Here is a 12,794-nt window from a genome sequence, read left to right as displayed (position 1 = left end):
AGTATATAAAAATTCATGCCTGTATTATAACAGGCATGATCAGGTGCAGGATTTAAATTGCAGCGGTAAATTTATGCACGTTGTGTATATATAGCCACAGTTTGAGTACTTATCAATGATCGTCGCCGCCTTGTGCATTCTTTAGTTTTGACAATACCGCGTAGGCATTTTGGGTAATGATCTTCTTGCCCTGCAAGTCATTGCTTTTGTCAACCAGTTCAACCAACCCGGAAGAAGTATTACCTGTTTCAACAGGTATAAGCCGGTATGTTGTATCGCCGGTTTCCACAATAATAAAACTTTGTTTATTATATCTAACCACAGCATTTTCGGGCACTGCAGTGGTTTTAATGTCTTCAAGATTAACAACGGCATTTAAAAACATGCCGGGCAATAATTGTTTTGGTTTTTTTTCAAAATGGCAATGTACCAAAGCGCTTCTGTCATTGTCTACATTTCTTGTCACGAGTATAACTTCACATTCGTATTGTGTTGACGGATCATCCACAAATGTTACCATCACTTTTTGCTTTGGTTTTATTTTGCTGATGTCTTTCTCAAATACCGTTAGCGCAGCGTGTATATCGTCAGGGTTTATCAATTCAAATAATACATCTGATGGGTTTACATATTTGCCGATGTTTACATTCACCTTTGAAACAAAACCATCTATAGGAGAATAGATGTGAACGTTGCGTGATAGCGTCTGGTCTGAAAGCTTATCAGGATTGATGCCTACCAGCCTTAATTTTTCTTCATAACCTCTTGCCTGCACTTTTTGTGCTGCAAAATCTGCCTGTGCCTGCTGAAATATTTTATCAGCATTCACTTTGTTTTCATTCAACATCTTTTGACGCTCAAAATCTTTTTCAAGATATTGCAACTTTGCTTTTGCCACAAGATAATCCTGCTGCAATTGAATGAGCGACTGGTCCTGCATGGTAGCAATGATCTCGCCTTTATTGATATGCATGCCTGGCAGGAGGTTGGTACTTTTTAAATATCCGCCCAAAGGAAAACTAACAGAAACAATATTCTGCGGCGGTACATCTACCAGCCCGTTTACCTTTAATTCTCTGCTCATAACATGCGTTTTGATAGTCTCTGTTTCAATGTTCGCATTTTTTATTTGTGCTTCTGTAAGCGTAATTATATCCTCAGCTTCCTCATGGTGTTCTGCTGTTTTTTCCGGTTCATGCTCTGAACAGGAAAGAAAAAATAACGTCAGGAAAATATATAGTGATGTACGCATGGTATTTATTTAGCTGTTAAGTAATTCAATTCAATGAGTGTCAGGTTATATTGTTTAATGGCTTCAATATAACCAAGCCTGATATTTACGGCATTGTTCATCAGCATTGTCCATTCCAGGTAACTGATCTCACCGTTTTTAAAACTCAGGTTAGCAGATATAATGATTTGCCCGGCTTGTTTTAAACCGGCTTTCTCATAATAATGAAGACTGTTCTGTTGTTTATTGTATTCTTCCAATAATTGATTAATTGAATGCCTTATATTCTGTTCAGTAACCTTTGTGTTTATTTTTGCTACATCTTCATTTACTTTTACTGCTTTTATCCTTGCTTTGGCTGCCCTGTTAAACAAAGGAACATCTACAGTGATATTTACAAAATGAAACCTGTGGCCTGCATCATAATGTTTTTGCGAAACTCCATCCGGACTTTGATAGCCGATAATGGATTGATTGTTGTAAGCCACAGAAAATTCAGGACTGAGTTTAGCGTTTTCCACGGCAATACCGGCTGCAGCTACCTTTTCTTCCAGTAAATTAAACGCAACCTGCGGATGCGATGATACCGTGCCGGTGTCTGGCAGCGAAGCCAGGCTCATTTTAGGAGAATCGTATTGCGGCTGGATCCAATCTTCCGTATTTAATAAAACCTGTAAGCGTTGCTGCAAAATCTTAATATCCGATGCAGTGTATTGCATCTGCAATTGTAATTGCTGCAGTTGTGCATCAGCAGTAGTTTTTTCCAATACATTACTTTCTCCTGTATTGAGCCGTAATGTTGCAGCTTGTGCAAAGCGACTATATACAGTATCTAACTCCTGTAATAATTTTTTCCGCTCCATTATATCTGTCAACTGAAAGAAAACCGTCCGTACTTCTTTTTCAATCTCTGCTTTTTTCCAATCTGCATATTTCCTTTGCAATTGCTCCTGTGCATTATAAAGATTACGATGACTCCGGTAAACAACAGGTAAAGCAAAAGCCTGTCCTGCAAATAACCTGGTATCATTCTGCATGCTGTTGATAGCGCCATATTCAGCACCAACCTGTGTTTTGGGAGGGTCAAATATGCCTGTTTGCAGTTGTTTCCAGTAATCGGCCAGCCGGGTTGCTGATTGCAGGCTGAGGTTATTTTCTTCTGCGCGTTTTAATACTTCGTCTAATGTTTGATGTTGTTGTGCAGTTGCTGTACTGCAGCATATTAATAAGCCAATAAATACAGGTGCTGCTGTTATAATATCCGGTTTGCTCTTTATTTTTTCAAACCACATATATAATACCGGTAATACTAAGAGTGTAAGCATAGTAGCAGTTATTAATCCCCCGATAACTACGGTTGCCAATGGACGTTGGACTTCTGCCCCTGCGCTCTGGCTGACTGCCATTGGCAGAAAGCCGAGAGAAGCAACGCCGGCTGTCATTAATACCGGGCGTAATCTTGTATGAGTTCCCTGCATAATAATGTGTTTAATTTCCTGTAACCCACTTTTTTTAAGCCGGTTAAATTCTGTGATCAATACGATACCATTTAATACTGCAACGCCAAAAAGCGCGATAAAACCCACGCCTGCTGATATGCTGAAAGGCATGCCTCTTATCCACAATGCGAAAATCCCACCGATGGCAGACAATGGAATGGCAGAGAAAATGAGCAGACCCTGTTTGATGGAACCCAATGCGAAATACAGCATGATCAATATCAGCAATAGTGCTGCGGGAACGGTAATGTATAAACGCTGTTTAGCTTCAACAAGATTTTGAAACTGGCCACCGTATTTGATATAATAACCGGAAGGCAACGCCAAACCTCTTCCTTCTTTATCACTCAGCTCGTTTACAACAGATTCAACATCCCTGCCTCTTACATTAAAGCCCACTATAATTCTCCGCTTTGCATCTTCACGTTGTATCTGGTTGGGACCTTCTTCAATATTGATATCTGCCACCTGGTATAGCGGCACCTGTGTACCCATAGGAGTTGGTATCAATAACTCACGGATGTCTTTTATATCTTTTCGTGCATTGTTCTGCAGGCGAACAGCGATATCATACCGCCGTTCTTCTTCATATACCAATCCTGCACTTTCTCCTGCAAACGCGGTTCGGATCAATTGATTGATTTCGGCAACTGTAAGCTGGTAATGTGCCATCGCATCCTGCTTGTATCGCACAACAATTTGTGGTAAGCCTGTTATGGCTTCCACATAAATATCCCTGGTGCCATTGATCTTCCTGGTGAGCTCGCCCAGTTTGCCGGCATAAGCAGCAAGACTGTCAAGATTTTCGCCAAAAATTTTGCATACTATATCTTGCTTGGCGCCTGATATCAATTCATTGAAACGCATCTGCACCGGAAACTGGAAGCCGCTTGTCATACCAGGTACTTCCTGCAATGCCGCGCTCATTTTATCGGCCAGTTCATCAAACGTTTTTGCTGATGTCCATTCTTTTTGAGGCTTAAGCGATATCATGATATCGGTTACTTCAATCGGCATAGGGTCTGTAGGAATTTCACTTGCGCCGATACGGGTAACAATTTTTTTCACTTCCGGAAAACGTTTCTGCAATATGTCAACACCTTTCTGTGTAGTATTAATGGTTTCCGTTAATGAGCTTCCTGCCATTAATCTTGCATCAACGGCAAAATCGCCCTCATTCAGCTCAGGGATAAATTCACCGCCTAATCGTGATACTAACAGTAATGCAACAACGAAAAGCAATAGTGCTGCTGCTACGATCATTTTTGGAAATTTGAGCGCGCCATTCAGTACAGGCGTATATACTTTTTCAATGTGTGCCATCATTTTATCAGACCATGTTTTTTTATGGCTGATCTTTTTATTCAGGCATAGCGCTGTCATCATGGGTACATACGTTAGTGAAAGCAGGAATGCGCCAATTAACGCGAAGGAAACAGCTTGCGCCATGGGTTTGAACATTTTTCCTTCAATACCTGTGAGCGTTAAAATAGGCAGGTATACCATAAGAATGATGATTTGCCCAAAGGCCGCTGATGTCATCATTCTTGAAGAAGCATTTTCCACTTCATGATCTAACTGTTGCTGCGTTAACCGGTTCAGCGAAGTCAACCCTTTGCCATGAAACAGCCTGTGTAATACGGCCTCTACTATAATTACCGCGCCATCAACAATCAGCCCAAAATCTAATGCACCAAGGCTCATCAGGTTACCGGAAACACCAAAAAGATTCATCATGATAATGGCAAAAAGCATAGCAAGCGGGATTACTGAAGCCACTATCAATCCTGCACGCATATTACCGAGAAACAATACGAGAATAAGGATCACGATCAGCGCGCCTTCCATTAAGTTGTTGCTTACTGTATGTATAGCGCTGTCTACCATTTTAGTGCGATCGTAAAATACCTCCAGTATCACACCTTCCGGTAATGTTGTTTTGATCTGCGCTATCCTGCTTTTTATATTTTTGATTACTTCAGTGGCGTTAGCACCTTTCAGCATTAATACAACAGCGCCTGCTACTTCGCCTTCGTTTTTATAGGTGATAGCACCATATCTTATTGCATGACCAATGCGAACATCCGCTACATCTTTTAAAAAGAGCGGCACGCCTGCTCCTGTATGTTTAACGAATACATTCCCGAGTTCTTCTATTGTTTTTACCATGCCTTCTGTGCGGATAAACAAAGCGTTGGGCCCTTTTTCAATATATGCGCCGCCGGAGTTCTGGTTGTTTTTTTCAATAGCAGCAAAAATGTCCGCAATGGTAATATTCATGCTTTTCAGCCTGTCTGGCTGCACCGCTACTTCATATTGTTTTAAGAAACCGCCAAAGCTGCTTACATCCGCCACGCCGGGCGTGCCCAATAATTGCCGTCTTACAATCCAATCCTGAATTGATCGTAACTCAGTGAGGTTGTATTTTTCTTCAAATCCCTTCTTAGGGCGCAGCACATATTGATATACTTCACCAATGCCCGTTGTAACCGGAGCCAGCTCAGGACTTCCGGCGCTTGCCGGTATCTGCTCTTTTGCAAGATTTAATCTTTCAGATACCTGTTGTCTTGCCCAGTATACATCAATATCATCATCAAATACTATGGTAATAACTGATAAACCAAAACGTGAAATTGATCTTATTTCTTTCAAGCCCGGGATATTGGCATTTGCCTGTTCCAGCGGGAAAGTGATGAGCCGCTCCACTTCAGGAGCCGCGAGGGTAGGCGATACCGTTATGATCTGTACCTGGTTGCTGGTAATATCCGGTAATGCATCTACAGGAAGCCTGGCAAGGTTTATTACTCCGGCGATGATCAGCGCGATAGTAAATAAACCAATGATCAGCTTATTCCTTATGGAAAAGCGAATAATGGAATTAAGCATTATATAATTATTTGTTGTTTGTCTTCCTTTTGAAAGATTGATCAAAAGGATACATTACAAAAACCTCCTTAATGGAAGTTGAAATAATAATTTGTTTTGAGAAGTAATAAGTATTGTAAAGAAGTGAGATAAGAATGTATCTCAGCAATCTTGCCTGGGAGGCTGAAAAATATCGAAAAGTGAGTGTTGTATCTTATGCGTGTCGTTGTAACTGTAAAATTTTTTCAATAATTGCTGCGGGGGATTAATATAAATAGAAGCAGGAGAATATATATAATGTGTAGTGTTGGTAGTATTACATTCCATACCTCTGAAAGGCAATTTTTCATCCTGCTGAAAATCATCTGTAATAACCGCTGCAGAGAAGTAGTGAATTTTAATGAACCTGCTGAAATTCATAGCCGGATCAGCCTGCTGGTGTTTCTGAAAATGTTTTATGAGAAATGGTATTTTCAGAAACTGGTGACATTCGCTGAATGCCATCAGGTATATACCCAGTAAAAATATAGCGGTAAGCTTTTTCACGAAGGCGAAAATAAGAATTTTTTACGCAAAGTGCAAAGGATGGGTGCCGTACAGGGATTTCGCTTTCAGAAAAAATCTAAGACAATCTCCATCCGTGGAGTTGTATGAAATTGCTTCACCCGCCGCAACATACCTTTAATTCAAAACTTCATGCGGGCGGGTTCGCAATGACACAGGCTTGTTTGTATTTTGCTATCAGTACTAAATTGAAGTGTGTGACTATTCAACCTCTTGTTCTTGTCATTGCGCCCCGCCTGAGCAAACCTGCAACCTTAACATCTTGCGCGGCAAGCAATCTCAATTCCTTTATAAAACTTCTTTTTTATTGCTTGATTAATAGACATTCATCTTTTGAGCTTAAAATATGTTTTTAAAAGTGAAATCCCTGAATGCCATACACAATCTTAGACCATTGGATGAGATTGTTTGTATGGCTCATCTCATTTTCAAATCAATACCTTTCCACTTTGGCGTAATCCACATATACATTCTTGCCAACCTTAGTGCTGTGAAGCGATAATTTATAATGGAGATTATTGATTTTAGTTTCAGTAGTTATAACATCTGTTATGGGTTTGGGTAGCTTACGAATGCCTGAAAGTAATTCTTCCATAACACGTCCATCCATTTTTTCGTACCCATCAATATTGTGTATAAACAGTAAAGTTGGTGCTATATCAACATTGGAAGTAGGAATATTACTTTCATAATTTTTTTTGAATGACGGGCCGGATACTATCAACGCTATATGTACTTCATAAGGGCTAATGCTACCATGTCCCGCAACTCCTTTTGAAAAGCCTGTTCCGGTATATCCTTTATCGTTTTTATTATCATTCCAGTTTTTGTCAACAAGTATATCTCCTGATCTTGTTGGATGGTTCCAGTGCACAGCTTCAAATGATAAAGTGCCGGGAACAGTCCCCTTCATATCTCCGTTTTTTTTCCCTTTGGTAAAAATTGCACCTACCCATTCCTGTTGTTGAAGACTTTTAACAACTGCTTCTATTGTTTTCGGGTTATGATCCTTTACATAGATAGCACCTTCCGCTACTATTATATCATCTGAGGATTTATCTTTTTTGAATTTTTGCTGAATAAGAAAATCGGTTAAGCTTTCCTTGCCGGTATATGTAACAAAGCCATGATCTGCTGAAATGATAATATTATATATCGACAAAAGATCGTGTTCTGTTAAATAATTAATAATTCTTCCAAACTGTTCATCAACTACTTTAATGGATTCAACCGCTTCGGGAGAGCCTATACCATGTTCATGTGCTGCTCCGTCGGGATCCGAATACCAAATTGCGCTTACTAATGGCCCGTTATCTGCAAATCCAAAATGGAATAAAACATCGGTAACCCATGCATGCCTGGCTCTGTTATCAGGCATATCAGCAGGCGCTTTGCCGATGGCATTCCAAACAGCTTGTTGCATTGCAGCAGGTAAAATAGTATCCGTATTAATAATGGCTCCGCCACTAATGGTATGGTTTTGTAGAAATGCCTGACCGGTAGAGCCGGAACTGAATACCATCATTTTTTCACCAGTCTTTGCCAACAACTCCCCAACAGATACTGCGGTAAGTAGTTGCCCATGTTCTGCATCCATCGCCTTCTTCATATCGGTAACACTTCCGGTATTTAAAGATTGTGTTTTATTTACGGAAGGAAAATAAACAGCATTACCTAATATACCATGTGATTTTGGATAACTGCCTGTGGCGTATGATGATGCATTTACCCTGGTAACGGTAGGGAATACACTATGATGTTTTTTGCCATAAGCGGCTGTTTGTTTAAAGGCATACAAATTAGGCATTTGCCCGGGCGTAATATAATCCGGGCGGAGGCCGTCAAAGAAGACGATCAGGGTTTTAAGTTTGTGCAGGGTATTGGTTGATTGCTGAGCGAAAATGCTGTTGCTGAAAAACAATAGTCCAATGGCAAATAAGATTTTTATGCTATTCATAAAATGTACGATTAATTCATTTATTGTGCCAGTTCGTTTAAAAGGTCATGTATATCCAGCGGATGGGTATACATGATCAGTGAACCGTCTTCATTGCGGGGCCATTTTTCTTTTGGCTTATCCCAATACAATTCCGCTCCATTACCATCGGGGTCGTCAAGGTACAGCGCTTCTGAAACACCGTGGTCACTTGCACCCGTTAATGGATACCTGGCTTCCTTTAGCCTGTTATATATAAAAGCTAAATCTTTGCGGGTAGGGTATAAGATGGCGGTATGATATAGTCCAATACTGTTTTCTGGTGCCGGTGGCAAGCCTTTGCTGTGCCATGTATTCAAACCGATATGATGATGGTATCCTCCGGCAGAAATAAAAGCCGCTTGTGTTCCATACAGGGTTGTAACTTCAAAACCCAGCAAACCACAATAAAACTCCAGTGAACGTTCAATGTCTGATACTTTTAAATGCACATGGTCTATGCGGGTTTGGGCAGGAATAATATAATCTCTATTTATGGCCATCAGCAAATTTTTACCAAATGTAATAAACAGAATGAGTGAAAGCTCTAAATGACCTGCATGTTTTACAGGGCAGGAAAATTAGTAAAATACTTGTTTACGTAAATACTGGTAGTGTCTCAGTTTGAAATTTTTAACTGTCTTTCTTTTAAAACTGTATTTAAGGCTTTTCTATATTTAATATCCCAATTTGGGCTATACTCCTGACTAATCTTCAAAAGTTGTTCGTTTGATAGTTTTCGATAATGATCTGCTAAGTCTGCAATCAACTTAAATTCGTTTTCTTTTTTTGACCCCATATGCCTAATATATAAAAAACCGCTAATTCAGCGGTTACTTTCTTTTTATAACTACTTCTTTTCTTTGCTTCCAAATACTTTAAACAACCGATTTTATAGCAATGAGATTATACCGAAATTTTTTTTGAAACCTGGGTGTGAAAGTTTGTTTCTTTCCTCATGTTTGATATAACACGGGGGAATATCTATTTTTGCGGTAAATATAAGCCTTATGAACGCCCGCAATTTGATTTTCATTTTTTTTACGATGTTCTGTATGCAGGTAAAAGCACAGATCAGCCCGCTACCGTGGAAACCAGAGCAGATGATTGTTCCTGCAAGTCTTGTTGCGGTAATAAAGAGCGATGCTCCTCAAAAACCACTCATTATTAATGTAGGCCCTTCGGGATTAATTAAAGGGGCTATAAATATAGGCCCGGCACGTGAAGAAGCAAATGCTGAAAGCCTGAAGAAGCTGCTTGCTAAAGAAAAAAAATATAAGGAGATCATTGTTTACTGCGGCTGCTGTCCGTATAAGAACTGCCCTAATATACGCCCGGCATATACTTTACTGAGCGCAATGGGATTTACCAATTTTAAGCTGCTGGATTTACCGCAAAATTTAAAGGCAGATTGGATTGACAGGGGATATCCAATGAGCAAGTGATGTTATCCCGGGGATTTTTATGTTTTTGCTACTACAAGGTAACTGCCGTAAACGCCAAAAAGCGGAAACATCTCTCCGAAAAGCCTGGTAGCCATTCCCGACCCCACTATTTTGATACAATTAAAACTATGATCAGATAATATTTTTTTTAATTGTTTTATAGAAAGAATATTCACATGGGCGGGATCTTTTAAAACCTGGTCTCTACCCATTTTTACGAGATAAGCGTTAGGGTTTGGTGTAGTAATTAAAAAAAAGCCATCTGGATTTAAAACCCTTTGTACTTCAGACAATATAATATCAAAATCTGAAGGTAGAATATGTTCAATAAATTCACCTGCAACTACTACGTCAACCGAATTATCCTGCAATGGGATTTTTGTTGCCGATCCACAGATAAGAGTATCATAGATGTTGGGATCCACTGAATCTATTCGTTCCGCTACAACATCAATACCGATGATCTTATTAGTGGGATTGCATTCTTTTAAAACTTTTCCTCCTTTTCCGCTTGCACATCCTATATCCAGAATAGTTAAGTTGTTTCCAATAATGTGTTTTGCAAATTGTTTGTAGCGGAAGATTGAATAAGGGTCATGTACAGCACTTGCCTGCTGTTTATTAATATCGCTATAATTGTAAGTAATAATGCTGATGATTTTGCTTGTATGCGAATATAATGAAAAAACAGAGGCTAAATTCGTTTTATTTAAATGGACTGCCGGAGAATCAGTTTACGATAATATCATTTTGAGCCAATGGTTGAAGCGTTAGTATAATATTACTTCTTCTTTATCCCATTCCACTTTTACCTTCTGAGAATTAATAGAGTCAATAGCTTTTCCGCAATAATCCGGTTGTATAGGTAATTCGCGACTAAAGCGACGGTCAATTAATACACATAATTCTACTTTATCGGGTCTGCCAAAAGTAAGCAGTGCATCCAAAGCTGCTCTTACTGTTCTTCCTTTATACAGTACATCATCAACAAGGATAACCGTTTTGTTTTCTATTGAGAAAGCAATATCTGTTTGGTTTGCTGTATGCAGTTCATCTCTTACATCATCTCGATAAAAGGTGATATCAAGCTTGCCGTATTTTATTTTTTCAGCTTCTGCAGGAAATTCTTTTTTGATATCATCCATAATTCTATCACTTAAAAAAATACCCCGCGGTTGTATGCCGATCAGTACAATGTCTTCCGCGTTTACGATATTTTCCAGCACCTGGTTTGCCAGTCTTTTAATGGTTATATCAAGCTGCTCTTTAGTGAGTATGGTTCTCAAACTGTTTATATTTATAAATAAAAATATCGCAAAGAACAATAACGCAAATATTATTTTTCCTGCATAAACGGATACCGGTAGTCTGTTGGAGGATTAAACGTTTCCTTAATCGTTCTTGCGCTTAACCACCTGTAAAGATTCAGCATACTGCCTGCTTTATCATTGGTTCCGCTTGCCCTTGCCCCGCCAAATGGCTGCTGACCAACAACAGCACCGGTTGGTTTATCATTAATATAAAAATTACCTGCCGCGTTGCGTAAAGCATTGGTGGCAAGTTCTACTGCTGCCCTGTCGGTAGCGATAATTGATCCGGTCAGCGCATAGTTTGAAGTGGTGTTTACAAGTTCCAGGGTTTCTTCAAATTTATTTGCCCTGTATACATATAAGGTCAGTACCGGTCCAAAAATTTCTTCACACATGGTTACATAGTGAGGGTCTTTTGCTTCAATAACCGTAGGTTGAATAAAATAACCCTTGCTGCTGTCGCATTTTCCTCCGGCAATAATTTCAGCTTTTTTATCTTTTTTAGCATTATCAATATATGCCCTGATCTTCGCGAACGCCTTTTCGTCGATAACAGCATTAATGAAATTGCTGAAATCTTCTACAGAGCCCATTTTAAAGCTTTTTATACCTGCAATGAGCTTCTTCTTTACTTCGTCCGCAATGTTATCAGGTATATATGCCCGTGAGGCTGCAGAGCATTTCTGTCCCTGGAATTCAAAAGCGCCACGTAATAATGCTGTTGCCACCACATCAGGGTTTGCGCTTTTATGTGCAATTACAAAGTCTTTTCCGCCTGTTTCGCCAACTATGCGGGGGTAGGTTCTGTAGTTTGGTATATTTTCTCCAATCGTTTTCCACATACTGTTGAATACCGCGGTTGAGCCGGTAAAATGTACGCCTGCAAAATCGCGGTGGGTAAAACAGACTTTTCCCAGTACAGGGCCATCTACATAAATAAGATTGATAACACCATCCGGCAAGCCTGCTTCTTTTAAAATGCGCATAAACATTTGTGCAGAATATACCTGTGTATAAGCCGGTTTCCATACTACCACATTACCACACATTGCCGCAGAAGTAGGAAGATTACCACCGATAGCGGTGAAGTTAAAGGGTGTTACTGCCAATATAAATCCTTCCAGCGGACGCCATTCCAAACGGTTATGTATACCCGAAGAACTGATGGGCTGCTGCTTGTATATCTCACTTAAAAAGTGAACATTAAATTTCAAGAAATCAACAATTTCACATGCGGAATCTATCTCTGCCTGGTAAGCGTTTTTGCTTTGTCCCAGCATTGTTGTACCATTCATGTATGAACGGTATTTGGTTGCTATAAGATCGGCTGCTTTTAAAAATATATTCGCCCTGTTCTCCCAACTGGTATTTGCCCATGCTTCTTTAGCAACAAGAGCGGCATCAATAGCCTGTTGTACATGCTTTTCACCGCCTTCATGAAAATAGCCAAGCACATGATCTTTTTCGTGCGGAGGACGAATGGCAATTTTCTTTCCCGTTCTTACCTCTTTATTACCGATATACATAGGTATATCAGCTTCTTGTTTTTTTAATTCGGCTAATGTTGTTTTCAGAAGGTTTTTCTCATTGCTCCCGGGTGCATAATTTAAAACCGGTTCATTTACGGGTAAAGGATAGCTGAAATAACCTAAGCTCATATATGTATGTTATAGTGACCAATAATAATTACAAAGATAAGGAGAAAGGCAGAAGACGGCTATTCATAATACGTATCAGCTATCAGCATTCAGCTTTGAGCCATCAGCTATCAGTGTCTTATGTCATGTCCTGAAAAAAGTAGACACTATTACTACTATTACCCTTTTTCTTTTTTTTGTTACTTTTTTTCTTTTTACAATCCACATTTTAATTGTGGATTATTATAAACTTATTTGATTTACAGCT

Annotated in this window: 10 protein-coding genes; 1 reads left to right on the top strand and 9 read right to left on the bottom strand. The window is 39.5% G+C overall.

Features of this window, described 5'->3' with window-relative positions:
• Positions 1–112 precede the first annotated feature (112 nt).
• From DC498_RS09400 to DC498_RS09375, 6 genes are all read right to left on the bottom strand, one after another.
• Entirely contained in the window at positions 113–1,252 is a 1,140-nt protein-coding gene (locus tag DC498_RS09400; protein WP_116873900.1) for an efflux RND transporter periplasmic adaptor subunit, read from the bottom strand.
• A gap of 5 nt (positions 1,253–1,257) precedes the next feature.
• Positions 1,258–5,616, bottom strand: coding sequence for a CusA/CzcA family heavy metal efflux RND transporter (locus DC498_RS09395; RefSeq protein WP_116873899.1), 4,359 nt, complete (start codon positions 5,614–5,616; stop codon positions 1,258–1,260).
• Positions 5,617–5,757: 141 nt separating this feature from the next.
• Positions 5,758–6,141, bottom strand: a complete 384-nt coding sequence (locus tag DC498_RS09390; RefSeq protein ID WP_116873898.1) for a hypothetical protein — start codon at positions 6,139–6,141, stop codon at positions 5,758–5,760.
• 451 nt (positions 6,142–6,592) lie between these two features.
• The gene (locus DC498_RS09385) at positions 6,593–8,116 is read right to left on the bottom strand and encodes an alkaline phosphatase family protein (RefSeq protein ID WP_116873897.1); all 1,524 of its coding nucleotides are present in this window, start codon (positions 8,114–8,116) and stop codon (positions 6,593–6,595) included.
• A gap of 20 nt (positions 8,117–8,136) precedes the next feature.
• Positions 8,137–8,637, bottom strand: coding sequence for a VOC family protein (locus tag DC498_RS09380; RefSeq protein WP_116873896.1), 501 nt, complete (start codon positions 8,635–8,637; stop codon positions 8,137–8,139).
• A 116-nt stretch (positions 8,638–8,753) separates the two neighbouring features.
• On the bottom strand, positions 8,754–8,933 hold the full coding sequence (locus tag DC498_RS09375; protein ID WP_116873895.1) for a hypothetical protein: 180 nt from the start codon (positions 8,931–8,933) through the stop codon (positions 8,754–8,756).
• Between the two features lie 211 nt (positions 8,934–9,144).
• On the opposite strand from DC498_RS09375, the gene DC498_RS09370 reads away from it, so the two are divergent.
• Complete coding sequence (locus DC498_RS09370) at positions 9,145–9,579, top strand: rhodanese-like domain-containing protein (protein WP_116873894.1); 435 nt, start codon at positions 9,145–9,147, stop codon at positions 9,577–9,579.
• A gap of 17 nt (positions 9,580–9,596) precedes the next feature.
• Here DC498_RS09370 and DC498_RS09365 read toward each other — a convergent pair whose 3' ends face one another.
• The 3 genes from DC498_RS09365 to pruA form a co-directional block, all read right to left on the bottom strand.
• The gene (locus tag DC498_RS09365; RefSeq protein ID WP_370443899.1) at positions 9,597–10,235 is read right to left on the bottom strand and encodes a class I SAM-dependent methyltransferase; all 639 of its coding nucleotides are present in this window, start codon (positions 10,233–10,235) and stop codon (positions 9,597–9,599) included.
• 114 nt (positions 10,236–10,349) lie between these two features.
• Positions 10,350–10,865, bottom strand: a complete 516-nt coding sequence (gene pyrR, locus DC498_RS09360) for a bifunctional pyr operon transcriptional regulator/uracil phosphoribosyltransferase PyrR (protein WP_116874085.1) — start codon at positions 10,863–10,865, stop codon at positions 10,350–10,352.
• Between the two features lie 50 nt (positions 10,866–10,915).
• A complete protein-coding gene (gene pruA / locus DC498_RS09355) occupies positions 10,916–12,547 on the bottom strand; it encodes an L-glutamate gamma-semialdehyde dehydrogenase (RefSeq protein ID WP_116873892.1) in 1,632 nt (543 codons plus the stop codon).
• Positions 12,548–12,794: the final 247 nt, after the last annotated feature.

Source organism: Terrimonas sp., from assembly GCF_003075435.1.
In the GTDB taxonomy this organism is placed as follows: Bacteria; Bacteroidota; Bacteroidia; order Chitinophagales; family Chitinophagaceae; genus Agriterribacter.
This window is presented reverse-complemented; position numbering and strand designations above follow the sequence as displayed.

Excerpts from the sequence above, each read along its gene's own strand:
- DC498_RS09400 (WP_116873900.1), bottom strand. The coding sequence starts at position 1,252 with ATGCGTACATCACTATATATTTTCCTGACGTTATTTTTTCTTTCCTGT.
- DC498_RS09395 (WP_116873899.1), bottom strand. The coding sequence starts at position 5,616 with ATGCTTAATTCCATTATTCGCTTTTCCATAAGGAATAAGCTGATCATT.
- DC498_RS09385 (WP_116873897.1), bottom strand. The coding sequence starts at position 8,116 with ATGAATAGCATAAAAATCTTATTTGCCATTGGACTATTGTTTTTCAGC.
- DC498_RS09380 (WP_116873896.1), bottom strand. The coding sequence starts at position 8,637 with ATGGCCATAAATAGAGATTATATTATTCCTGCCCAAACCCGCATAGAC.
- DC498_RS09375 (WP_116873895.1), bottom strand. The coding sequence starts at position 8,933 with ATGGGGTCAAAAAAAGAAAACGAATTTAAGTTGATTGCAGACTTAGCA.
- DC498_RS09370 (WP_116873894.1), top strand. The coding sequence starts at position 9,145 with ATGAACGCCCGCAATTTGATTTTCATTTTTTTTACGATGTTCTGTATG.
- pruA (WP_116873892.1), bottom strand. The coding sequence starts at position 12,547 with ATGAGCTTAGGTTATTTCAGCTATCCTTTACCCGTAAATGAACCGGTT.